The organism is Pseudomonas sp. LBUM1643 (genome assembly GCF_059716215.1).
Genome location: NZ_CP166813.1, coordinates 1,388,514 through 1,411,236 on the forward strand (window position 1 = coordinate 1,388,514; position 22,723 = coordinate 1,411,236).

Sequence of the window (22,723 nt, forward strand, 5' to 3'; positions counted from 1 at the left end):
GGGATCCGGTTCGCGGGGCGCACAACTGCGCCAAGGCGTTTGAAGGCCGCGATTATAAGCCCCAAACGCCGGTCCCGTGAGGCAAAAACGATCAGTCGTTGCGCGCCCCGCCGAAATACCCGCAGCCACGCTGCACTTGACCATCAATGCGCAACTCGGCACTCATGTGCTGGACGGCGCCGGTGGTGGCGTCGACGCAACGTTGCGGCGCGACCCAGAGCTCGATGTGCTGGTTATTGGCTTCAGTGCTGAGGTTGAAACGGCCATCGCCCAATTGTTCCTCGACGTAGGGCAGGGCCAGTGGGGGTTGACCTGCGCGGTCGATGACCATGCCTTTACCGCTGACTTTGACGTTCCACTCCGGCGTATGACCGGCGGCCCGAAGGATCAGCAGCTTCAGATTGGGATCGTCGCAAGCAGTGCCCGAGCGCTCGACGCGGTACAGCTGCTCAAGGTCGAGGCGGTTGCCATCGATCCGGCCGCGCACGTCGGCAAACAGTTTGCCCTGGGCATCGGCCAGGGTCGCGGCTTCTTGCAGCACGCTGGTGCCGCCCGTGTCATTGACCACGAAACTACGCGATTCATTGCACGGCTGGAACACCAGTTTGCCGTCCGCCGCTGTCAGTTGACCCTGCATGCGGGTCTGGCCCACATGGGCGGCGCTCTGTCGCTCGCCATCGAACAACTGGCAGGCGGCAAACAGCGGAAGGAGGGCAACAAGGACTAAGGAACGGGCAACACGCATCTTTGGTTCTCCAGACAAGTGCCGCCACGTTACTCAGCCTGACCGCTCATCACAACCCTGCCGGGCTTGGTATTTCAGCCTACATGGAAGGTCTGACCGGTTTGCAGGCCTTCCACACTTTTGGCGTAGGCCAATGCCACATCTGCTGCAGGCACCGGCTTGTAGCCGCGGAAATACGGCGCATAGCTGCCCATGGCTTCGAGCAATACGGTTGGGCTGATCGAGTTGACGCGCAAGCCACGCGGCAGTTCGATGGCGGCGGCGCGCACGAAGCTGTCGATGGCGCCGTTAACGAGTGCAGCCGAGGCGCCACTGCGAATCGGATCGTGGCTGAGTACGCCAGTGGTAAAGGTGAACGAGGCGCCATCGTTGGCGAATTCCCGGCCGATCAGCAGCAGATTGACCTGGCCCATCAGTTTGTCTTTCAGGCCCAAGGCAAAGCTGTCCGAGCTCATTTCGTCCAGTGGCGCGAAGGTGACGTTGCCGGCGGCGCAGACCAGTGCATCGAATTTGCCGGTTTGTTCGAACAGTTTGCGGATCGAGGCGCTGTCGCTGATATCAACATTGAAATCGCCACTGTTACGGCCAATACGAATGACCTCGTGACGCTGGGACAACTCTTTGTCGACGGCCGAACCGATGGTGCCGCCTGCGCCAATCAAAAGAATTTTCATCGTGCTGTTCCTCGAAGTGTTTGAACGAGGCTTCAGTCTAGAGTGGATTTTCCTGTTGATAAGCGTGCTAATAGGCAACCTTTGGTTTTCAAATGGAAACAATCCATGAGCGAAATGGATGACCTGGCGGCGTTCGCCGTGTTAATCGAAGCCGGCAGTTTTACCTTGGCAGCGCAGCAATTGGGTTGCAGCAAGGGCCAGCTTTCCAAGCGGATCAGCCTGTTGGAAACGCGGTTTTCCGTGGTCCTGCTGCAACGCACCACGCGGCGTTTGAGCCTGACGGCTGCAGGCGCGGCGTTGTTGCCGCAAGCCCAGGCGCTTGTCGTCCAGGTCGAGAGGGCACGTCAGGCATTGGCGCGATTGAAGGACGATATGGCCGGGCCGGTGCGTATGACGGTGCCAGTGTCGCTGGGGGAAACCTTCTTCGATGGCTTGTTGCTGGAGTTTTCCAGCAAGTACCCCGAGGTGCAGATTGAACTCGATCTGAGCAACAACTTTCGTGATTTGTCCCGGGACGGTTTTGACCTGGCGGTTCGCTCCGAAGTGGGCAACGACGAACGCCTGGTTTCCCGGCCGCTGCTGGCCTGGAACGAAATGACCTGCGCCAGCGCTGCCTACCTTGAGCAATTCGGCGAGCCGCAGACGCCTCAGGCACTGGTTGAACACCGTTGCCTGCTTAACAGCCATTACAGTGGCCGCGAAGAGTGGCTCTATCACCAGCAACACGAATTATTGCGGGTTCGCGTGTCCGGCCCGTTCGCCAGCAACCATTACAGCCTGCTGAAAAAAGCCGCACTGGCCGGCGCTGGGATTGCGCGATTACCGTCCTACTTGCTGCAAGCGGAATTGGCTGACGGTCGATTGCGCTGGCTCCTGCGTGATTATCAGACCCGTCGGATGCCGATGTACCTGGTGCATCCGTATCAGGGAGGGCTGCCTAAGCGCACTCAAGTGCTGGCGGACTATCTGATTGGCTGGTTCAAGCGCAGTGGCGAGGCGTTGGATCGACTTTAGCGGTGAATCTAAACCCCTGTAGGAGCTGCCGCAGGCTGCGATCTTTTGATCTTAAACAGAAGATCAAAAGATCGCAGCCTGCGGCAGCTCCTACAGGGTTTCTTCAAAGATTCTACTTGGCACAAAAAAACGGCCCGAAGGCCGTTTAGTGTTTACCGCAAAACCTCAACCACCCAGATACGCTTCGCGCACTTTCGGGTCGGTCAGCAGCGCTTCACCGGTGCCTTGCATCACCACCCGACCATTCTCGAGAACGTACGCGCGGTCAGCGATCTTCAGCGCCTGGTTGGCGTTCTGTTCCACCAGGAACACCGTCACACCGTCCTTGCGCAGCTGTTCGATGATGTCGAAGATCTGCTGGATGATGATCGGCGCCAGACCCAGCGAAGGCTCATCAAGCAGCAGCAGCTTGGGTTTGCTCATCAGCGCACGGCCGATGGCAAGCATCTGCTGTTCGCCGCCGGACATGGTGCCGCCGCGTTGGCTGAAACGCTCTTTCAGGCGTGGGAAAAGTCCGAGAACCTTGTCCATCTGTTCCTGATAATCGCCCTTGTCGGTGAAGAACCCACCCATGGCAAGGTTCTCTTCCACGGTCAGACGGGCAAACACCCGACGACCTTCCGGAACCACGGCAATGCTCTTGCGCATGATCTGCGCCGAACTCTGACCCACAAGCTCCTCACCCATGTAACGGATGCTTCCGCTGTGCGCTTGCGGCGAACCGCACAGCGTCATCAGCAGGGTGGACTTGCCGGCACCGTTGGCGCCGATCAGGGTAACGATTTCGCCCTGGCGGATCTCCACGTTGACGCTGTGCAGGGCCTGGATCTTTCCGTAGAAAGTGGAAACGTTTTCGAACTGCAGCATTTACGCTTCCCCCAGATAGGCTTTGATCACTTCAGGATTATCGCGGATCTGTTCCGGTGTACCGTCGGCCAGAGGGGTGCCCTGGTTGATCACGACGATGTGGTCGGAAATGCTCATGACCAGTTTCATGTCGTGTTCGATCAACAGCACGGTGACGTTGTGCTCTTCGCGAAGCACGCTGATCAGCGCCTTGAGGTCTTCGGTTTCCTTTGGGTTCAGGCCGGCGGCTGGTTCGTCGAGCATGAGGATCCGTGGACGGGTCATCATGCAGCGGGCGATTTCCAGACGACGCTGCTGACCGTAGGCCAGGGTGCCGGCGGTACGGTTGGCGAACTCTTTGAGGTTGACCTTATCCAGCCAGTACTCGGCAAACTCCATGGCCTCGCGTTCACTTTTACGGAACGACGGGGTCTTGAACAGGCCTGCCAGGAAGTTGGTGTTGAGGTGGCGGTGCTGGGCGATCAAGAGGTTCTCGACCGCTGTCATGTCCTTGAACAGACGCACGTTCTGGAAGGTCCGCACCACACCCTTGCGGGCGATTTCGTGACCGGCCAGGCCTTCGATGGCTTGGCCGTCCAGCAGGATGCTGCCACCGCTCGGTTTGTAGAAACCGGTCAGGCAGTTAAACACCGTGGTCTTGCCCGCGCCGTTAGGACCGATCAGGGCAACGACCTGCTTTTCCTTCACGGTCAGGGCCACGCCGTTGACCGCCAGCAAACCGCCGAAGCGCATGCTCAGATTTTCGACTTTCAGGATCTCGCGACTCATTTGCGCAGCTCCATGTGAGGACGTTGCATGGGCAGCAGACCTTGAGGGCGCCAGATCATCATCAGCACCATCAAGGCGCCGAACATCAACATGCGGTATTCGCTGAACTCACGCATCATTTCCGGCAGCAGGATCATGACGACGGCGGCGAGAATCACCCCAAGCTGGGAACCCATGCCACCCAATACGACGATGGCGAGAATGATCGCCGACTCGATAAAGGTGAACGACTCCGGTGTCACCAATCCTTGGCGAGCCGCGAAGAAGCTACCGGCGAAACCGGCGAAACTCGCCCCCAGGGTGAAGGCCGACAGCTTGATGACCGTAGGATTGAGACCCAGCGCACGGCAGGCAATTTCGTCTTCACGCAGTGCTTCCCACGCGCGGCCGATCGGCATGCGCAACAAGCGGTTGATGACGAAGAGCGCACCCAGGGCAAGCAGCAAGGCAACCAGGTAGAGGAAGATCACCTTGTTGATCGAGTTGTATTCCAGCCCGAAGTACTCGTGGAACGTCTGCATGCCTTCGGCCGCTTTGCGTTCGAAGGTCAGGCCGAAGAACGTCGGTTTCTCGATGTTGCTGATGCCGTTCGGGCCACCGGTGATGCTGGTCAGGTTACGCAGGAACAGTCGGATGATTTCACCGAAGCCCAAGGTCACGATCGCCAGGTAATCACCGCGCAAACGCAGCACGGGGAAGCCGAGCAGGAAGCCGAAAGTGGCCGCCATCAGACCGGCGACCGGCAGGCAAACCCAGAAGCTCCAGCCAAGGTAGTGCGACAACAGCGCATAGCTGTAGGCGCCCACGGCGTAGAAACCCACGTAACCCAGGTCGAGCAGTCCGGCCAGCCCGACCACGATGTTCAGGCCCAGGCCGAGCATCACGTAGATCAGGATCAGGGTCGCGATGTCGACAGCGCCCCGAGAACCGAAGAACGGCCACACCAGGGCTCCGACGATCAACGCAATGATGATCCAGCGCTGGGTGGTCGGCAGGGTCAGGAAGTTGCTGGCCTTGGCCGGAATCAACGGCATGCTCGGCGAGGATTTCCAGGCCTTGCTGATGGTGTCGTTGAACAGCACCCGCAAAAACATCAGTACCGAGCAGATCGCAATGATCGCCAGGGTCATGTTGCTGGTGCCGTGAACTTCCAGGTTGATGCCGACGATGGTCAGTTTCAGACCCAGTACCGGGTAGGCCACAGCCCATACCAGCAGAGCGCTGAACAGCGCCTGTTTGAGATTCCTAGTCATACTTTTTCAACCTCCGGACGGCCCAAAATGCCGGTCGGCCGGAATAACAGGACCAGAACCAATAAGCCGAATGCCACGACGTCCTTGTACTGGTCGCCGAAGATATCGGCACCAAAGGCTTCTGCCACGCCAAGCACCAGCCCGCCGAGCATGGCGCCGGGGATGCTGCCGATACCGCCAAGTACTGCGGCGGTGAAGGCCTTGAGGCCGACGAGGAAACCGGCGTTCGGGTTGATCACGCCATATTGCATGCTCAGCAGTACGGCCGCGATGGCCGCCAGCGCAGCACCAATGACGAAGGTCAGGGCGATGATGTTGTTGGTGTTGATACCCAGCAGGTTAGCCATCTTGATGTCTTCGGCGCAGGCGCGGCAGGCGCGACCCAGACGAGATCGGGAGATGAACATCGTCAAGCCGAGCATGGCGATCAGCGTCACCACGAACACCACTATTTGCATGTAGGAAATCAGCACTTCTTGTGCGCCACCTGGCCCGAAGGAGAGATTACCGGGGATCAGGTTGGGGATGGATTTGTCCTTGGAGTCTTGCGCCAGCAGAACGGTGTTCTGCAGGAAAATCGACATGCCGATAGCCGAAATCAGCGGAATCAGACGGTTACTGCCGCGCAAGGGGCGGTAGGCGATCCGTTCGATGCTGTAGCCGTAGGCACTGCAGACGACGATGCTCGCGATAAAACCTGCGGTCATCAAGAGCGGGACACTGTCGAGTCCCATCATGGCAAGGCCCGCAATGGCGATGAACGCCACGTAAGAGCCGATCATGTACACCTCGCCGTGGGCGAAGTTGATCATTCCAATGATGCCGTAAACCATCGTATAGCCGATGGCGATCAGGGCATACGTGCTGCCAACGGTCAGACCGTTAACCAGCTGTTGGAAAAAGTGATAGATGTCAGGCATTACAGCGCTCCTAAAAACCTGATACGCATTTCACTGGTGGAGTCATTTTCCCGCTCGAGCCCCGTGGATCTGCATCCACTTCGAATTCGAGGTTTGCCAGCGAACCGCTGATGACGGTTTTGAGATTTTCAGGTGGGGAGACTTGCGGATCACGCAAGCGCGGCCCATACGTTCGTAAAATAAAGCCCACGGCACGCCGTGGGCTTTATTGGCAGTCAGTCAGGCAGCCTTACTGAGGCGAAACTTCAGTTTTAGGTTTGCCGAAGTGCCACTCGTAAACCACGAATTTGAAGTCTTTCAGGTCACCCTTGGCGTCGAAGCTCAGGTCGCCAGTCGGGGTCTTGAAAGTACCTGCATGGATGGCAGCAGCCACTTTTGCAGGGTCTTCGCTCTTGGCGGCAACGATGCCACCGGCGATGACTTCAACAGCGGAGTAGGAAGGGAACACGAACGGACCGCTTGGATCTTCTTTCTTCGCTTTGAAGGCGTCAGCCAAAGCGATGTTGGCTGGATCCTGGTCGAACGATTTCGGCAGGGTTACCAACAGGCCTTCGGAAGCATCCTTGGCAATCTGGGAGATCGAGTCGTTACCCACGCCTTCCGGACCCATGAACTTGGCTTTCAGGCCTTTTTCCTGGGATTGACGCAGGATCAGACCCAGTTCCGGGTGGTAGCCGCCGTAGTAGACGAAATCGACGTTGGCTTGCTTGAGCTTGGAAATCATCGAAGAGAAATCCTTGTCGCCGGCGTTGATGCCTTCGAACACGGCAACCTTGACGCCTTTGCTTTCCAGGGTTTTCTTCACGGCGGTGGCAATGCCTTCGCCGTATTGCTGTTTGTCGTGCAGAACAGCAACGATTTTCGGTTTCACGTGATCAGCGATGTAGTTACCGGCGGCAGGGCCCTGGGCGCTGTCCAGACCGATGGTGCGGAACACCATTTTGTAACCACGGGAGGTGATGTCCGGGCTGGTGGCAGCCGGGGTGATCATGATCACGCCTTCGTCTTCGTAGATGTCCGAAGCCGGTTGAGTGGAGCTGGAGCACAGGTGGCCAACCACGAACTTGACGCCGTCGTTAACGACTTTGTTCGCGACCGCTACCGCTTGTTTCGGATCACAGGCGTCATCGTATTCAACGGCTTCGAGTTTCTTGCCGTCCACGCCGCCTTTGGCGTTGATCTGTTCGATGGCCATTTTGGCGCCACTGAACTGCATGTCGCCGTATTGGGCTACAGGGCCGGTTTTAGGGCCGGCGATGCCGATCTTGATGGTGTCAGCTGCGAACGAATGGCTGGCAACCCCGGCCAGAACCATAGCGGCAAACAGTTTGGAAATCTGCTTAGTAGCCTTAGTCATAGTGCTCCACTCTTACTGTTGTAGTTTTTATAGTCCTGGCGCCGTAGCAGCAGAACCGGGTCAGATATCTTCGATATCCTCCGGAAAATGCCCCCGGCAACTGTACCGGTACAGTGTAGAGCGCCGATTGTCAGCCTGGGAAGGCAGCGCCGGGGGGCAAAACCAGAGGGTGTCGCTTTATTGAAAGAAAAGTACAGAATCGCGGCGGGATGTTAGCTGGCTAATAGCTTGATTCACCTGCATTCCTTGGCGTTCCTGCTTTTTCATTCGATGTCGCAAATTGCATCCGGGTTTTTCTGCCGGACCACCAACGTTATTATTCGCGTCGATTTCTTTTCCGGACAGAACCCATGAATCAAGAACCTAGCACCCTCTATGCCAAGCTGCTTGGTGAAACCGCATCTATCACCTGGAAAGAGCTGGAGCCGTTCTTCGCCAAGGGTGCCCTGTTATGGGTCGACCCGACGCTGGATTTGATCGCTGCCGCCGAAGCCGTAGCATCGGATGAAGGGGAGAAAGTGGCTGCCTGGTTGGCTGCTGACACACTCGCCAAGCTGTCTGAATCGCGGGCGCTGGATCTATTTGAACGAGATCCGCAGCTGTGGGCGGTGGTGGTTTCCCCCTGGATTTTGATTCAGGAAAGGGCGACGGACTGAAGGCGTGCGCTAAATTGGTGCATTGATGGCGCGATCAAAAGTGTGTAGCCGAGTAGCGTGATGGCATGTTGCCGTGGAGAAACACCACAGAAGGGTTTGGGCGAGGGTGACGTATACGTAACGGGAACAGTTTATTGAGCTGCCAAAAGGCTGATTAATTGTTTCTGAATGTAGGCAAAGTGTGCCTATCGAGGTGGTAACGCGAACAGGTTTTTGATCCTGTAGCGAGTTGCGTCGATGCCTGCTTCGCCGTTAGTCCACAGTAATAGGCAATCCAAAATAAAAAAGGAGACCAGATAATGGCAACGCTACCTTCCCTCGGGTTCGCCGGTATCGGATTGATGGGTTTACCGATGTGCCGGCGATTGCTGGCCGCGGGTTATCCGCTTACGGTCTGGAATCGTAATCCCGCCAAATGCGCGCCGTTGGTTGAAGCCGGCGCAAGGCAAGTCGCCACGCCAGCCGAGTTATGCCAGCACGCGGACGTTGTGATGCTGTGTCTGGCGAACACTGCCGTGGTGCGGGAGGTGGTTTTCGGCGTTGCGGGCGTTGCCGAAGGCGCGAAAAGCGGCCAGCTGTTGGTCGATTTTTCCAGCCTAGAACCTACGGCAACAAGGGAAATGGCGACGTCCCTTGCCGAAAAATGCGCTATGAATTGGCTGGATGCGCCAGTGTCAGGTGGAGTGGTCGGGGCCGAGGCGGGGAGCCTGGCAATCATGGTCGGCGGCGACGTTGCAGATCTGGAGCGAGTCAAGCCAGTGATGCTGCAGCTCGGTCAACGCGTGACGCACATGGGCGCCGTCGGGGCAGGGCAGGTGACCAAGGCCTGCAACCAGATGATCGTCGCCTGCAATGCCTTGGTGATTGCCGAAGTCGTAGCGTTGGCCGAACGCTCCGGTGTTGATGCCAGCCTCATCGCCGAGGCGCTGGCCGGTGGTTTTGCCGATTCAAAACCCTTGCAGATCCTCGCGCCGCAGATGGCCCATAGCCGTTTCGAGCCCGTGAAGTGGCACGTTCGCACGTTACTCAAGGATCTCGACACCGCCGTGAAGTTCTCCCACGAACAGGGTTCGGCAACGCCGATCAGCGGACTGGCCGCGCAATTGATGCGACTACACGGGAGTAAGGGTTTTCTGGAAAAAGATCCGTCGACGTTAGTGCAGATGTACCGCGAGCCAGACTCGAAGGAATGATTATCTGCGTGTGCTTGCGCTGGTTGATTTCATTCAACACGGGAAGCAGTTCAATCAGCGGGACGGGGCGACTGAGCAGATAACCCTGAACGAAATCACAATCGTAACGTTCCAGGAATTCGTACTGTTCGAGCGTCTCGACGCCTTCGGTTACGACCTGCAAGTGCAGGGTGTGGGCCATGACGATGATTGCCTGGACGATCTCCATGTCCTGGGTTGACTGGGGAATGTCCTGGATGAACGAGCGATCGATCTTCAGCGTGTTGAGCGGCAAGCGCTTCAAATAGGCGAGGGATGAATAACCGGTGCCAAAGTCGTCGATCGACAGCGACACACCCAACGCTCGAATCTGGCGCAGCAGCACCAGCGTATTGGCGATGTTGCCCATCAGCGCGTTTTCGGTGACCTCCAGTTCCAGCCGTTGCGGAGCGACCCCGGCGGTCCGCAGCGCTCGTTCGATTTCATCGGCCAACTCTTCGCGTGCCAGATTGAGGGGAGAGCAGTTCACGGCGATCTTGAGCTCCTCGCAGCCCTGACGCGACAACTCGCTCAAGTCCTCACAGGCTTTGCGCAGCACCCAGTTATCCAGTTCGGCGATCAAGCCGTTGGCTTCGGCGATGGCAATGAATCGATCCGGCGCTAGTAATCCGTGAACAGGATGCTGCCAGCGAACCAGCGCCTCAAGCTTGCTCACCTGGCCGGTTTTCAGGTCATAGATTGGTTGGTAGTAGAGCATCAGGCCGCTGTTTTCGCGCAGGGCGTTGCGCATTTCTTCTTCCAGCTGCAGCTCAAGCGTGGCTCGGGTTTTCAGATTGGCGCTGAAGAAGTTCAGGCTGTTGCGGCCATTCCCCTTGGATTGATAGAGCGCCAGGTCGGCATTCTTCAACAGTTCTTCGCAGGTCCTGCCGTCCTCGGGAAATACGCTGATACCGATGCTGGTGGTCATGACCATCCGCCGCCCCGACAGCTCAATGGGCTCTTTCATCTTCAGCATGATGCGTTGCGCCATGTGCCGCGCTTCTTCATGGTCGTGCAGACTAATGAGGATGCAGAACTCGTCGCCCCCAAAACGCGCCACGACATCGTCATGGCCGCGTACCGAGCTTTTGATGTGGCTGGCCAGTACTTTAAGCAACTCGTCACCGGCGTCATGGCCGAGGCTGTCGTTGATCCGCTTGAAATGGTCGATGTCCAGAAACATCACGGCGAGCATGCCGTCTTCGAGGGTTTTTTCGATGAGTTTTTCCGCGAAAATCTGATTGAAACCGCGACGATTGACCAGATTGGTCAACGCATCGTAGTGCGCCACTTGCTGCAGCGACATGCGAGCCTGGTCCAGTTGCGTGAGCAGTGCATTGACCCGTTGCAGGTCGAGCTCTTTGTGCTGCAGCTTTTTGTCCGCCAGCGCCGCACTGATGCTGCTGGCGATAATCAGCAGCGTCATGACGGCCACTGTCAGGCCTAATTGTGCGTGATCATTTTCCCCGGGTGGTGTCAGGATGCTGCCAGCAGGCAGCACCAGGTTGAACGCCGCCATACCGGTGAAATGCATGCTGAAAAGGCCGGCCCCAAGCACCAGACTGGCACCATATTTAAGCAGCTTATGGGGTAGACCGGTGCCGCTGCGCAAACGGCTTGCGATCCAGAGCGTTGCCAGGCTGGCACCCATGGCAATCACGATCGACAGGCTGAACAGTTTCGGCTCAAAGGACGCCAGCGCAGCTGAACGCATGGCACCCATGCCCACGTAATGCATGGCAGCGATGCCCAACCCGATACAGATCGATGCCTTCAGGTACTGCCACAGGTTCTGGTGCGGTTGGCTGAGAGTGTGCATCACCAGCCACGCGGCGAGCAGGGCGATCAGCAGAGAGACGAGGGTGATCGGCAAGGCGTAATGAATTTCGATAGGCGCCTCAAACGCCAGCATGCCGATGAAATGCATGGCCCAGATACCACCTGCCAGGCAGGCGGCCCCTACCAGGCGCCAGATCCGCTGAGACTCGGCTTTCTCGGCATGACTCACCCGTTCGGCCATATCCAGTGTGGCAAAACAGCCTGCGCAAGCGACCAGATACGCCAGCAACACTAGAAAAGGATTGTGTGTGCAACTGAGGATTACCTGCCCACTTTTTGGTAGCTCGGTAATGAAATGCAACCCAAGCCATCCCATAGCGTTTCCCGTTGTCATCATCCCGGCGGGCGCCAGGGGTGCTGGCGAGTTGTCTTGGAGTATAGAAGCCGTGCATGAACCGCATGCAGTAGTGGCAGTTTGGCCTCAATCGTTTTGGAATGAGACTTAGAGCGTTTGGAAATAATTAGAGACTTACGCTGCTCCTGCTTACATGGCGGCATATCAGCTTAACGAATAATTACAGACAGTCTTCGTGGGGCTGACTAGATTGCAGGTTCCGGGGGCAGTGACGCCCCATAACAATAAAAGAGACGGACCCATGCAGAACTCGACCCAAGCGGCGAATGCCTGGCGCATTCTGTTCCTGTTGTTTCTGGCCAATCTGTTCAACTTCTTCGACCGTACGATTCCGGCGATCATCATCGAGCCGATCCGTATGGAATGGCACCTCAGCGACTTTCAGCTGGGGATCATCGGAACCGCGTTTACCATCGTTTATGCGATTGCCGGACTGCCGTTGGGGCGGATGGCCGACACGGGTTCGCGGGCAAAATTAATGGGCTGGGGGTTGGCGGTCTGGAGCGGGCTGACCGCTGTCAACGGGATGGTTGGCAGCTTCTGGAGCTTCCTGATCGTGCGCATGGGCATCGGCATCGGGGAAGCCAGCTATGCACCTGCCGCCAACTCGCTGATTGGCGATTTGTTTCCGGCTCACCGTCGTGCACGGGCGATGGGTATTTTCATGCTCGGTTTGCCCCTTGGATTGTTGTTGGCGTTTTTCACCATCGGCTGGATGGTGAAGGCGTTCGACAGTTGGCGCGCGCCTTTCTTCATCGCGGCGGTACCAGGTCTGGTCCTGGCGGTCTTCATGTTTTTCATCAAGGAACCTAAACGGGGCGCCGCGGAAAGCGTGCAGGTCTCGCAAGAGCGTGTGGACCGGCCAATCCGCCGCGTCCTGGCGGTACCCACTTTTCTCTGGCTGGTGATGGCGGGGCTCTGCTTCAACTTCGCGACCTATGCCTGCAACTCGTTTCTGGTGCCGATGCTGCAGCGTTATTTCCTGATGCCCTTGCATGAAGCCGCGGTAGCCACCGGGATTATCGTTGGGGTAACCGGGCTGTTCGGACTGACATTGGGTGGCTGGGTGGCTGACAAGATCCACCAGCGTGTTGCGAATGGACGGCTGCTGTTTGCGGCGTTCAGCCTGATTATCTCGTCGGTGTGCACCGCCTGGGCACTGCACGCGGGAAGAATCGAGATCGGTGTGTTTGTCGCGGTGTTCAGCGTGGGTTGGTTGTTCGCCTACAACTTCTACACCTGCGTCTACACGGCGATTCAGGACGTGGTCGAGCCGCGTTTACGGGCGACGGCGATGGCGCTCTTCTTTGCCGGGCTGTACTTGCTGGGAGGTGGCCTGGGGCCGGTGGTGGTGGGCGGTTTGTCCGATCACTTTGCCCATACCGCCATGCTGGCGTCGGGCGCCGAGCAAATGACCGAGGCGTTCAAGGCCGTTGGCCTGCATGACGCGATGTACCTGATCCCGGTAGCGCTGTTCTTCACGATGGTGTTTCTGTTCATGGCCTCGCGGTGCTTCGTGCGCGATGCCAAGCGGATGAAGGATGGGTTGGTCGCGGTGGTGGAGCCTGGAGGGGGTGTGGCGACGGCCTGATCAACAGCAGATCGAACCGTAGGAGCAGATTGTCCCGCTTGAACCGAAAAAAAGGCCCGCATCGCTGCGGGCCTTTTTTTTACAGCGGTACAGCGGGGGGCTTAGCCCGCCACCAGCACCCGGATCGCTTCCAGTCGCAACGCGGCCTTGTCCAGCATGGCCAGGCCTTGCTCGCGTTGTTTGCGCAGGGCAACCAGTTCGCTGTCGCGTACGGTCGGGTTGACCGCTTGCAAGGCGGTCAGGCGTGCCAGTTCTTCGTCGGTGTCGGCGGCCAGACGACGCTGGGCCTCGGCCACACGTTCAGCGTGACGCGGGAAGATTTTCTCTTCACCGGCGTTGATCCGTGGCGTCAGTTGATCGCGTTGGGCCTGGATGAACTTGTTGGCGCTGGCGCGAGGTACGCTTTCGAGCTGATCGTTGAGGGTCTCGAACGACACGCGGGCCGACAGGTCGTTACCATTTGCATCGAGCAGGCAGCGCAGGGCGGCGGGCGGCAGGTAACGGCCCAGCTGCAGCGAACGCGGGGCAACCACTTCGCTGACGTAGAGCAGTTCCAGCAACACGGTGCCAGGTTTCAGCGCCTTGTTCTTGATCAATGCCACGGCGGTATTGCCCATGGAACCGGACAACACCAGGTCCATGCCGCCCTGAACCATCGGGTGCTCCCAGGTGATGAACTGCATGTCTTCGCGAGACAGCGCCTGGTTGCGGTCGTAAGTGATGGTCACGCCTTCGTCGTCGCCCAGCGGGAAGCTGGCGTCGAGCATTTTTTCGCTCGGTTTGAGGATCAGTGCGTTTTCCGAATGGTCTTCACTGTCGATGCCGAATGCATCGAACAGGGTTTCCATATAGATCGGCAGGGTGAACTGGTCGTCTTGCTCGAGAATGGCCTCGACCAGCGCATCGCCTTCGCCTGAGCCACCCGAGTTGAGTTCCAGCAAGCGGTCACGACCGGTGTGCAGCTCGGCTTCCAGACGCTCACGCTCGGCACGGGCCTCGTCGATCAGCGCTTGCCACTCGCCATCGTCGGCATTTTCCAGCAACGGCAGCAGACGCGGGCCGAACTGATGCTGCAGTGCGTTGCCGGTCGGACAGGTGTTGAGGAACGCATTCAATGCCTCGTGGTACCACTGGAACAGTCGCTCTTGCGGGCTGGTTTCCAGGTATGGCACGTGCAGTTCGATGATGTGCTTCTGGCCGATCCGGTCCAGACGACCAATACGTTGCTCCAGCAAGTCCGGGTGCGCAGGCAGGTCGAACAGCACCAGGTGGTGCGAGAACTGGAAGTTGCGACCTTCACTGCCGATTTCCGAGCAGATCAGTACTTGTGCGCCAAATTCTTCGTCGGCGAAGTAAGCGGCTGCACGGTCACGTTCGAGAATGTTCATGCCTTCGTGGAAGACGGTCGCCGGGATGCCGGAACGCACGCGCAGGGCGTCTTCCAGATCCATCGCGGTTTCGGCGTGGGCGCAAATCACCAGCACCTTGGTGCGCTTGAGCATTTTCAGCTGGTCAATCAGCCACTCGACGCGTGGATCAAACTTCCACCAGCGCTCTTCTTCGTTAGCATCCGGTTGGGCCTGGAAACTGACTTCCGGGTATAGCTCGGCGTGATCGCCCAGCGGCAGTTCGAGGTACTCGTCCGGGCACGGCAGCGGGTACGGATGCAGTTTGCGCTCCGGGAAACCCTGCACGGCGGCGCGGGTGTTACGGAACAGCACTCGACCGGTGCCATGGCGGTCCAGCAGTTCGCGGACAAGACGCGCACTGGCTTCGGTGTCGCCGTCGTTGACCGCAGTCAGCAGCGCTTCACCTTCGTTACCGAGGAAGCCATGGATGGTCTTGTGCGCTTCAGGCGACAGGCGCCCTTTGTCCAGCAGCTCCTGAACGGCTTCGGCCACCGGGCGATAGTTTTCGCTCTCGGCGCGGAAGGCATGCAGGTCGTGGAAACGGTTAGGATCGAGCAGACGCAGACGGGCGAAGTGACTGTCCTGACCCAGTTGCTCAGGGGTGGCGGTCAACAACAGCACACCCGGAATGACTTCAGCCAGTTGCTCGACCAGCGAATACTCACGGCTGGCTTTTTCTTCATGCCAGACCAGGTGGTGAGCTTCGTCGACGACCAGCAGGTCCCATCCGGCAGCGAACAGCGCATCCTGGGCTTTTTCGTCTTCTACCAGCCATTCGAGGGCGACCAGTGCAAGCTGGGTGTCTTCGAACGGGTTGGCGGCATCGCTTTCGATAAAGCGTTCTTCGTCGAACAGCGCGACCTGAAGATTAAAGCGGCGGCGCATCTCGACCAGCCATTGGTGCTGCAGGTTCTCTGGAACCAGGATCAGCACACGGTTGGCGCGACCCGACAGCAGTTGGCGATGGATCACCAGGCCCGCTTCGATGGTCTTGCCCAGGCCTACTTCGTCCGCCAGCAGTACCCGTGGCGCGATACGGTCAGCGACTTCGCGGGCAATGTGCAGCTGGTGCGCGATCGGTTGCGCACGTACGCCGCCCAGGCCCCACAGCGAGGATTGCAACTGGCGGCTGGTGTGTTCCAGCGTGTGGTAGCGCAGGGAGAACCAGGGCAACGGGTCAATCTGGCCCGCGAACAGACGGTCGCTGGCCAGACGGAACTGAATAAAGTTCGATAGTTGGGTTTCAGGCAGGGTGACGACTTCGTTTTGCGCGTTGAGCCCGTGATAAACCAGAAGGCCATCGACATCGTCGACTTCGCGTACGGTCAGTTTCCAGCCTTCGAAGTGAGTGATCGAGTCACCCGGCGAAAACCTCACGCGAGTGAGGGGCGCATTCCGTAGCGCGTACTGGCGAGTATCGCCAGTGGCCGGGTAGAGCACGGTCAACAAGCGGCCGTCCTGTGCCAGAACGGTGCCTAAACCCAGCTCGGCTTCGCTGTCACTGATCCAGCGTTGCCCCGGTTGATACTGCTGCGCCATGCTGCCTGACTCCCACCTTGAAAAAGCGGGCTATCTTAACGGAATGAAGGCTTCAGGGCCAAAAGACTCTCATAAAAACTCAAGGTATTACGATAGTGCATCAAGGCAAAGGTGCAGGTCTGGGGCACCAATAGGTGTTAACCGGGTCACAGTTTGCGACCGATGGCTCAAGTCGCCATCCGCGCAGCCGACAGCCTGCTGACAGGAGACCAATAATTATGCTGCCACCGATGCTTCCCTTAAGTGCCGTGCCGATCACTTCACAGCAGGACCCGGTTCGCCAGCGCCCGGATATTGCGCCCGTCGCCCCGGTGCAGCAAACCTCCAGTGAAAGCACCATCGATCTGCAACAGCGCGATCCTGAAGAAGCTGCTTTCCAGTTGCGTGAAGAGCAGCGTCGCCAGCAACAGCGGGAAAAACGCCGGCGTGAGGCTGAGGGAGATCTCGATCAGCATCTGCCGATTCCGGGTTACGAACTCAACGCCGACAATACCGTCCCGGTTGCACCCTTGATTGAGGACGAGCCTCGCCAAGGTTTGTGGGTCGATATCGAGATCTGAGGCTGCCGGCTGGTCAGCTCTTTCGTCAGGCCTCATTATTGGTACATCCTTGCCTGCAAACGCGGCACTTGTATTTCACCGACGCGATGTACTGAACGCCATGAGCCAAGACGACAAGCTGATCGACCTCAACACCGAACGTGCCAAGCGTGTACATGACCTCAATGAAAAGCGCCTGAATGAAGTACGTCAGGCTTTCGAGCAGGCCATGCCACTCGGAAAACCAAAGAAAAAGCCGAAAAACAAACCGAAAAAGCGTTGAATCCCCCTGCATCGGTTGATGCAGGTCAGTTTTTATCCCTCCTTTCGCGCCCAGTCGCGGCGTTATTGACCCCGGTCAATTTTCACTCCTGCCTGATTGGTTAACTTAGCCCCATCGCAACAGGGCAAGTGCAGGAGGCCAGTCATGTTTTTCGACAACGTGGTGATCGCCGGAGTGCTGACAGTCGGCCTCATGGTTCTGTTTTTTGCAGGGTTTGGATTTTTTATCTGGAAGGATTCACAGAAACGGAAAAAACCGTAGGTCTTTCTGGAAGCAATGAGCACGCAAGGCATTTTGGGCAACTTCGGTTGCCCTTTTTTTTCGCCTGAAATTCAGGATCTGTGGTGTTTGTAATAGTGCAGACATAAAAAAAGGCGCGAACCTCACGGAACGCGCCTTTCTATTTGTGTAGCTTTTATCAGCTACCCAGTGCCTTCGACGCCAGCCAGAACAGGCCAGCCGACAGGGCCACCGTGGCGGGCAGGGTCAGTACCCAGGCCAGCAGGATGGTTTTAACCGTTCCGCCTTGCAGGCCGCTTTTGTTGGCGACCATGGTGCCCGCTACGCCCGAAGACAGGACGTGGGTGGTGGACACCGGCAGGCTGAAGATGTTGGCCATGCCGATCAGGCTTGCGGTGGTGATTTGCGCAGACATGCCTTGAGAGTAGGTCATGCCTTGCTTGCCGATTTTCTCGCCGATGGTCAGTACCACACGTTTCCAGCCAACCATGGTGCCCAGGCCCAGGGCCAGGGCTACCGCCAGAATCACCCAGAAAGGGGCGTATTCAGTGGTGGTTGTCAGGTCTTTGCGCAATTTGTCCAGGTCAGCCTTTTCACGGGCATCCAGGCCTGGCAGCTTGCCGACTTTCTTCGCCGTGTCGTCCAGGCAGAGCAAGTAGCGACGCACTTCAATGCGGCTGTCCGACGTCAGCGAATGGTAGTCCGAGACGCCTTTGAGGGTGCCGAGCAGGGCGGTGATGGTCGGTTCGGTCTGTTGCGGGTTGCAACGGAATTTCTCCGGAAGATCGCCATCCACGCTTTTGCCCAGGGCCAGGTACTCGCCCAGCGTATCGGCATTGCGCTTGTAGAACTGGCTCAAGTGCAACGTCGCGTCGCGGGTGCGCTCGATCTGGTAGGTAGTGCTGCCCAGGTCGAGTACGAACTGCGCCGGCACGATACCGATCAACACCAACATGATCAGGCCGATACCTTTCTGGCCATCGTTGGAACCGTGCACGAAGCTCACGGCCATGGCTGAAATCACCAATACCAGGCGGTTCCAGAACGGTGGGTGCTTCTTGTCGTCGATCTTGCGGCGCTGTTCCGGCGTCTTGTGCATCTTCGACAGCGGACGCCACCATTTAAGGCCGATCAGAATCAAGGCCGCGACCAGGAAACCCGCCATCGGCGAGAACACCAGGGAGGCGCCGATATCGATCGCTTTCTGCCAGTTCACACCGTCAGCCAGCGGGATATCGTTGATCAGGGCGTTGGCGAGGCCGACACCGAGGATCGAACCGATCAGCGTATGGGAGCTGGAGGCCGGAATACCGAAGTACCAGGTGCCCAGGTTCCACGTGATGGCGGCGGCGAGCAGCGAGAACACCATGGCGAGTCCGTGACCGGTGTTCACATTGATCAGCAGTTCTACCGGCAACAGGTGGACGATGGCATACGCCACGCCAACACCGCCCAGCAACACGCCGAGAAAGTTGAACACACCGGAAAAGAACACCGCCAGATGAGGCGGCATGGCTTTGGTGTAGATAACGGTGGCCACCGCGTTAGCGGTGTCATGAAAGCCGTTGATGAACTCGAAGGCGAGGACAAAGGCCAGGGCGAGCAAGAGGCTCACAAGCACCCAAGCATCTAGTCCGCTGAATAAATCGATCATGAAGGTTTTCTGACCCGGTCATAAGGGGGCGCGATTATGCCAGAAAAGACTGCTAATCGATGCACTAGCTGCTCATCGGTAACATTCTTCAACGAATTAGTTTGTGACGATAGCCCACACTCGAAACGTTTGCCGGATTTTTCAAGCCATTGAATTGACTGGGAAAGACCGCAGGCACAGGGGTTTCGCTCAAGAACGCGAGAGGCTCGAATGCGTGTATGAAATATCTGAGAAGAGGGTCAGAAATGAGCCCGCTGCCTCATCCGATCGGTGAGGTTGCCGCTGCCCGCTTGTAACGGGCGCGAAAGGCATCATCGATACAGCCCGCTTTTAACGGGTGTAACTGCAGACCCTTGAAAGGATCAAAACCTTGAAGTCACGGCTCTTCGGCTTTGAGTTCCTTTTCCATCTTCTGCAGTTCCTGGGTAAATGCCTGATCCTGAACGGTGGCGCGTTTACGCCAAGGCTTGCGTTCTGGTTCGGGCTGGGCGGCGTAGGTGGTAACTTCCCCGCCGTAAACTTCCTTGTAGCGTTGTTCCTGGCGCTCAAGTTCCGCGCGCAGTTCGTCTTTCGTCACAGTGCTACCTGTTTGAGTTGAGATAAATTCTGGTGAAACGCACTGCGCAAGTACAGTGGCCACGTCTTCAACACAAGCCTGCCAAGGCTTTGTTTACGTCGCGATCAAGACTTCCATTTTGCAGGCGGCCACGGCACCAGAGATACACATCTGACGTAGCATCAGTCTCCTGTTTCAGCGAGCGCGTTGGCGAAGCATATGAAATGAGCGTCAGGCGCTTGCTGCTGGCAGCGGCGATGGAACATCGCACCACCGGGTGGCGGAATCGGCAGGTGAAAAGCCATTCGCCAGTGAATTGTATTATAGCGGTCGATTCGAAGAACACTATCGCCAACGAGTTAAATGTAGATTTTCCGGTGTGATTGTTTTGTGACGGGCAAGTTTTGGGCAACTAATGTGTCTGGGTATGTCACTTTGTTGCGCTGACTTTCTGACGCCATTAAGTCGGGCAAGTTCGCACCCGCATCGGTCATTAAGTTTTACTCCCACACGGTCCGTAAATCCAGCGGGCATCGTTCCACATGGCGGCGTGTTGCCCAGGGTAAAGCAATTGCGATTATCGGTTGATGGTTCGATAATCGCCCAATCTCGCTGCGCCAGGCTTGTGCGTCGACCCGCAGCCGCTTGTAATGCCTGTTGATTCGTGTGGAAAGGACCTGATATGAACGATCAAATGCGCAATTCCTTCGCCTCGGTGGCGCCGCCCATTGTTGCCTCCCCCGCGAAGCGAATACAGGCCCTGACCGGCGATCCGGACTTCATGACGTCCCTGGCCCGCGGTCTGGCCGTGGTGCAGGCGTTCCAGGAACGCAAACGCCACCTGACCATCGCCCAAATCAGCCACCGCACGGAAATCCCCCGCGCCGCTGTGCGACGTTGCCTGCACACGCTGATCAAACTCGGCTACGCCACCACTGACGGTCGCACCTATTCGTTGCTTCCGAAAGTATTGACCCTCGGTCATGCCTACTTGTCCTCGACGCCGCTGGCAGTCTCGGCCCAGCCGTATCTGGATCGCATGAGCGAGCAACTTCACGAGGCCTGCAACATGGCGACACTGGAGGGCAACGACATCCTGTACATCGCCCGTTCGGCGACGACCCAACGGTTGATTTCCGTGGACCTGTCGGTGGGCGGGCGTCTACCGGCGTATTGCACTTCCATGGGCAGGATTCTTCTCGCCGCGCTGGACGACACTTCGCTGCGCGAGAACCTCGATCACGCTGAACTGCAGGCCAAGACCAGCCGCACCTTGCACACACCGGAGGCGTTACTCGAATGCCTGCAGGAAGTACGACGACAAGGTTGGTGCATCGTCGATCAGGAGCTGGAGCAGGGTCTGCGCTCGATCGCCGTGCCGGTGTACGACGCCTCCGGGCAAGTCGTCGCGGCCTTGAACGTCAGCACCCACGCCGGCCGGGTGAGTCGTAACGAGCTGGAGCAACGGTTCCTGCCAGGCCTCCTCAGCGCCAGCCGTGACCTCAGCGCACAACTTTTCGCATAGACCCGCCTAAGATGTTCGATAAACGCACAGACTCGCGTTTATCGAATTGACGCTCTTTCCCCGGGATCATTAATGTCGCGGCAGCGCCAGCCTCAGCTGGCACCTGTTCGACTGCGTTCTTGCGTGGATAAAAATAATGAACCAGCCTCAGTCTGCTGTAGGAAACTGCCTCGACGTGCAGTCCTTCATCAATGCTCAACCCATTTCGCGCTACCAGTGGCGAGTGGTGATCCTCTGTTTTCTGATTGTCTTCCTCGATGGCCTCGATACCGCGGCCATGGGATTTATCGCTCCAGCCCTGTCGCAGGATTGGGGGATCGACCGCGCCAGCCTCGGCCCGGTAATGAGTGCCGCGTTGATCGGCATGGTGTTTGGCGCACTGGGTTCCGGCCCTTTGGCTGACCGCTTCGGGCGAAAAGTCGTACTGGTGGGCGCGGTGCTGTTGTTTGGCGCCTTCAGCCTGGCGTCGGCTTACAGCACCAACGTCGATCAACTGCTGGTGTTGCGTTTCCTGACCGGGTTGGGACTGGGCGCCGGGATGCCGAACGCCACCACGCTGCTTTCCGAATACACCCCGGAGCGCAAGAAATCATTGCTGGTGACCAGCATGTTCTGCGGCTTCAACCTCGGTATGGCCGGCGGCGGGTTTATCTCGGCCAAACTGATTCCGATGTTTGGCTGGCACAGCTTGCTGTTGATAGGCGGGATTCTGCCGCTGATCCTTGCCGTGGTGCTGTTGTTCTGGCTGCCGGAGTCGGCGCGCTACCTCGTCGTGCGCAATCGCGGTACGGACAAAGTACGCAAAACCCTGTCGCCCATTGATCCTGCCGTTGTGGCCCTGGCGTCCAGCTTCAGTGTGCCGGAGCAAAAAACCGTGAAAGCACGCAATGTGTTCGCGGTGATCTTCTCCGGCACCTACAGCGCCGGCACGTTGTTGTTATGGCTGACCTACTTCATGGGCCTGGTGATCGTTTACCTGCTGACCAGCTGGTTGCCGACACTGATGCGTGACAGTGGCGCGAGCATGGAACAGGCGGCATTCATTGGTGCGCTGTTTCAGTTTGGCGGTGTGTTGAGTGCGGTGGGCGTGGGGTGGGCCATGGATCGGTTCAATCCGCACAAAGTCATTGGCACTTTCTACCTGTTGGCCGGGGTGTTTGCCTACGCCGTGGGGCAGAGCCTGGGCAACATTACGATCCTGGCCACGCTGGTGCTGATTGCCGGCATGTGCGTCAACGGTGCGCAATCGGCGATGCCATCCCTGGCCGCGCGGTTTTACCCGACTCAAGGGCGGGCGACCGGTGTGTCGTGGATGCTCGGTATCGGCCGATTCGGCGCGATTCTCGGCGCCTGGATGGGCGCGACGCTGCTGGGCCTGGGCTGGAATTTCGAGCAGGTGTTGACGGCGCTGGTGATTCCGGCGGCGGTGGCAACGGTTGCGGTGGTGATCAAGGGCGTGGTCAGTCACGCGGATGCGACTTGAAGCCTTGATCCAGATTTTCTGGTGAGTTCAATGGCCTCTTCGCGGGCAAGCCACGCTCCCACATGAAAACGCGATCCCCTGTGGAAGCGTGGCTTGCCCGCGATGCTTTCAGCAATCGATAGCCAAACATCAAAGTGTTCGATAAACGAACACTCAGTCGATTATCGGATTGTTTGACGTTTTTCAGAGGCTTACTCTTCAGTCATTCCGGCGCTGCGCATCGCGCCTTTTTCTTCCACTGTCGG

General features: G+C 58.0%; 20 protein-coding genes. 9 read left to right on the top strand and 11 right to left on the bottom strand.

All coding sequences use genetic code 11. The features are described 5' to 3' along the window. Positions 1-91: 91 nt before the first annotated feature. Both ACA063_RS06170 and ACA063_RS06175 read right to left on the bottom strand, forming a co-directional pair. Positions 92-745, bottom strand: a complete 654-nt coding sequence (locus ACA063_RS06170; protein WP_497665156.1) for a COG3650 family protein — start codon at positions 743-745, stop codon at positions 92-94. A gap of 74 nt (positions 746-819) precedes the next feature. Next, complete coding sequence (locus ACA063_RS06175; protein ID WP_497665157.1) at positions 820-1,419, bottom strand: short chain dehydrogenase; 600 nt, start codon at positions 1,417-1,419, stop codon at positions 820-822. Positions 1,420-1,524: 105 nt separating this feature from the next. Between ACA063_RS06175 and ACA063_RS06180 the strand changes: the two genes are divergently transcribed. Beyond that, positions 1,525-2,433 (top strand): LysR family transcriptional regulator, encoded by a 909-nt coding sequence (locus tag ACA063_RS06180; protein WP_497665158.1) that lies wholly within the window; start codon positions 1,525-1,527, stop codon positions 2,431-2,433. Between the two features lie 165 nt (positions 2,434-2,598). Here ACA063_RS06180 and ACA063_RS06185 read toward each other — a convergent pair whose 3' ends face one another. The 5 genes from ACA063_RS06185 to ACA063_RS06205 form a co-directional block, all read right to left on the bottom strand. Next, positions 2,599-3,300, bottom strand: coding sequence for an ABC transporter ATP-binding protein (locus tag ACA063_RS06185; RefSeq protein WP_162438585.1), 702 nt, complete (start codon positions 3,298-3,300; stop codon positions 2,599-2,601). Continuing rightward, entirely contained in the window at positions 3,301-4,068 is a 768-nt protein-coding gene (livG, locus tag ACA063_RS06190) for a high-affinity branched-chain amino acid ABC transporter ATP-binding protein LivG (RefSeq protein WP_497665159.1), read from the bottom strand. Beyond that, complete coding sequence (locus ACA063_RS06195) at positions 4,065-5,321, bottom strand: high-affinity branched-chain amino acid ABC transporter permease LivM (protein WP_194691182.1); 1,257 nt, start codon at positions 5,319-5,321, stop codon at positions 4,065-4,067. The genes livG and ACA063_RS06195 overlap by 4 nt, the downstream gene beginning before the upstream one ends. Further along, positions 5,318-6,241: a high-affinity branched-chain amino acid ABC transporter permease LivH gene (livH, locus tag ACA063_RS06200; RefSeq protein WP_490147028.1), complete on the bottom strand. Its 924-nt coding sequence runs from the start codon at positions 6,239-6,241 to the stop codon at positions 5,318-5,320. Before livH ends, ACA063_RS06195 begins: the two co-directional genes overlap by 4 nt. A 229-nt stretch (positions 6,242-6,470) precedes the next feature. Further along, complete coding sequence (locus ACA063_RS06205; protein WP_497665160.1) at positions 6,471-7,598, bottom strand: branched-chain amino acid ABC transporter substrate-binding protein; 1,128 nt, start codon at positions 7,596-7,598, stop codon at positions 6,471-6,473. A gap of 350 nt (positions 7,599-7,948) precedes the next feature. On the opposite strand from ACA063_RS06205, the gene ACA063_RS06210 reads away from it, so the two are divergent. Together ACA063_RS06210 and ACA063_RS06215 are read left to right on the top strand one after the other, a co-directional pair. Next, positions 7,949-8,254 (top strand): DUF2288 domain-containing protein, encoded by a 306-nt coding sequence (locus tag ACA063_RS06210; RefSeq protein WP_497665161.1) that lies wholly within the window; start codon positions 7,949-7,951, stop codon positions 8,252-8,254. A gap of 299 nt (positions 8,255-8,553) precedes the next feature. Next, positions 8,554-9,447, top strand: coding sequence for an NAD(P)-dependent oxidoreductase (locus ACA063_RS06215; RefSeq protein ID WP_497665162.1), 894 nt, complete (start codon positions 8,554-8,556; stop codon positions 9,445-9,447). On the opposite strand, the gene ACA063_RS06220 is transcribed toward ACA063_RS06215, so the two are convergent. Beyond that, positions 9,338-11,620 carry a putative bifunctional diguanylate cyclase/phosphodiesterase gene (locus tag ACA063_RS06220; protein ID WP_497665163.1) on the bottom strand — a complete coding sequence of 761 codons (2,283 nt, stop codon included), beginning with the start codon at positions 11,618-11,620 and terminating at the stop codon, positions 9,338-9,340. The two genes, ACA063_RS06215 and ACA063_RS06220, sit on opposite strands and share 110 nt — an antisense overlap. A 280-nt stretch (positions 11,621-11,900) precedes the next feature. Between ACA063_RS06220 and ACA063_RS06225 the strand changes: the two genes are divergently transcribed. Beyond that, complete coding sequence (locus ACA063_RS06225; RefSeq protein WP_497665164.1) at positions 11,901-13,250, top strand: spinster family MFS transporter; 1,350 nt, start codon at positions 11,901-11,903, stop codon at positions 13,248-13,250. 101 nt (positions 13,251-13,351) lie between these two features. Here ACA063_RS06225 and rapA read toward each other — a convergent pair whose 3' ends face one another. Next, on the bottom strand, positions 13,352-16,198 hold the full coding sequence (gene rapA / locus ACA063_RS06230; protein ID WP_497665165.1) for an RNA polymerase-associated protein RapA: 2,847 nt from the start codon (positions 16,196-16,198) through the stop codon (positions 13,352-13,354). A gap of 218 nt (positions 16,199-16,416) precedes the next feature. On the opposite strand from rapA, the gene ACA063_RS06235 reads away from it, so the two are divergent. The 3 genes from ACA063_RS06235 (at position 16,417) to ccoM (ending at position 17,281) form a co-directional block, all read left to right on the top strand. Then, on the top strand, positions 16,417-16,758 hold the full coding sequence (locus ACA063_RS06235) for an aspartate-semialdehyde dehydrogenase (protein WP_497665166.1): 342 nt from the start codon (positions 16,417-16,419) through the stop codon (positions 16,756-16,758). 100 nt (positions 16,759-16,858) lie between these two features. Beyond that, positions 16,859-17,020 carry a hypothetical protein gene (locus tag ACA063_RS06240; RefSeq protein WP_007959203.1) on the top strand — a complete coding sequence of 54 codons (162 nt, stop codon included), beginning with the start codon at positions 16,859-16,861 and terminating at the stop codon, positions 17,018-17,020. 144 nt (positions 17,021-17,164) lie between these two features. Further along, positions 17,165-17,281, top strand: coding sequence for a cytochrome c oxidase subunit CcoM (gene ccoM / locus ACA063_RS06245; protein WP_281508184.1), 117 nt, complete (start codon positions 17,165-17,167; stop codon positions 17,279-17,281). Between the two features lie 157 nt (positions 17,282-17,438). On the opposite strand, the gene ACA063_RS06250 is transcribed toward ccoM, so the two are convergent. Next, a complete protein-coding gene (locus ACA063_RS06250; protein WP_497665167.1) occupies positions 17,439-18,914 on the bottom strand; it encodes an inorganic phosphate transporter in 1,476 nt (491 codons plus the stop codon). A 376-nt stretch (positions 18,915-19,290) separates the two neighbouring features. Continuing rightward, positions 19,291-19,491, bottom strand: coding sequence for a hypothetical protein (locus ACA063_RS06255; protein WP_007935837.1), 201 nt, complete (start codon positions 19,489-19,491; stop codon positions 19,291-19,293). Between the two features lie 661 nt (positions 19,492-20,152). Between ACA063_RS06255 and pcaR the strand changes: the two genes are divergently transcribed. Beyond that, entirely contained in the window at positions 20,153-20,995 is an 843-nt protein-coding gene (gene pcaR / locus ACA063_RS06260) for a pca regulon transcriptional regulator PcaR (protein WP_497665168.1), read from the top strand. Positions 20,996-21,131: 136 nt separating this feature from the next. Then, on the top strand, positions 21,132-22,478 hold the full coding sequence (gene pcaK, locus ACA063_RS06265; RefSeq protein ID WP_497665169.1) for a 4-hydroxybenzoate transporter PcaK: 1,347 nt from the start codon (positions 21,132-21,134) through the stop codon (positions 22,476-22,478). Positions 22,479-22,723: the final 245 nt, after the last annotated feature.

Bases quoted from the DNA above. Each gene is read 5' to 3' on its own strand.
- ACA063_RS06170 (WP_497665156.1), bottom strand. From the start codon at position 745: ATGCGTGTTGCCCGTTCCTTAGTCCTTGTTGCCCTCCTTCCGCTGTTT.
- ACA063_RS06175 (WP_497665157.1), bottom strand. From the start codon at position 1,419: ATGAAAATTCTTTTGATTGGCGCAGGCGGCACCATCGGTTCGGCCGTC.
- ACA063_RS06180 (WP_497665158.1), top strand. From the start codon at position 1,525: ATGAGCGAAATGGATGACCTGGCGGCGTTCGCCGTGTTAATCGAAGCC.
- ACA063_RS06185 (WP_162438585.1), bottom strand. From the start codon at position 3,300: ATGCTGCAGTTCGAAAACGTTTCCACTTTCTACGGAAAGATCCAGGCC.
- livG (WP_497665159.1), bottom strand. From the start codon at position 4,068: ATGAGTCGCGAGATCCTGAAAGTCGAAAATCTGAGCATGCGCTTCGGC.
- ACA063_RS06195 (WP_194691182.1), bottom strand. From the start codon at position 5,321: ATGACTAGGAATCTCAAACAGGCGCTGTTCAGCGCTCTGCTGGTATGG.
- livH (WP_490147028.1), bottom strand. From the start codon at position 6,241: ATGCCTGACATCTATCACTTTTTCCAACAGCTGGTTAACGGTCTGACC.
- ACA063_RS06205 (WP_497665160.1), bottom strand. From the start codon at position 7,598: ATGACTAAGGCTACTAAGCAGATTTCCAAACTGTTTGCCGCTATGGTT.
- ACA063_RS06210 (WP_497665161.1), top strand. From the start codon at position 7,949: ATGAATCAAGAACCTAGCACCCTCTATGCCAAGCTGCTTGGTGAAACC.
- ACA063_RS06215 (WP_497665162.1), top strand. From the start codon at position 8,554: ATGGCAACGCTACCTTCCCTCGGGTTCGCCGGTATCGGATTGATGGGT.
- ACA063_RS06220 (WP_497665163.1), bottom strand. From the start codon at position 11,620: ATGGGATGGCTTGGGTTGCATTTCATTACCGAGCTACCAAAAAGTGGG.
- ACA063_RS06225 (WP_497665164.1), top strand. From the start codon at position 11,901: ATGCAGAACTCGACCCAAGCGGCGAATGCCTGGCGCATTCTGTTCCTG.
- rapA (WP_497665165.1), bottom strand. From the start codon at position 16,198: ATGGCGCAGCAGTATCAACCGGGGCAACGCTGGATCAGTGACAGCGAA.
- ACA063_RS06235 (WP_497665166.1), top strand. From the start codon at position 16,417: ATGCTGCCACCGATGCTTCCCTTAAGTGCCGTGCCGATCACTTCACAG.
- ACA063_RS06240 (WP_007959203.1), top strand. From the start codon at position 16,859: ATGAGCCAAGACGACAAGCTGATCGACCTCAACACCGAACGTGCCAAG.
- ccoM (WP_281508184.1), top strand. From the start codon at position 17,165: ATGTTTTTCGACAACGTGGTGATCGCCGGAGTGCTGACAGTCGGCCTC.
- ACA063_RS06250 (WP_497665167.1), bottom strand. From the start codon at position 18,914: ATGATCGATTTATTCAGCGGACTAGATGCTTGGGTGCTTGTGAGCCTC.
- pcaR (WP_497665168.1), top strand. From the start codon at position 20,153: ATGAACGATCAAATGCGCAATTCCTTCGCCTCGGTGGCGCCGCCCATT.
- pcaK (WP_497665169.1), top strand. From the start codon at position 21,132: ATGAACCAGCCTCAGTCTGCTGTAGGAAACTGCCTCGACGTGCAGTCC.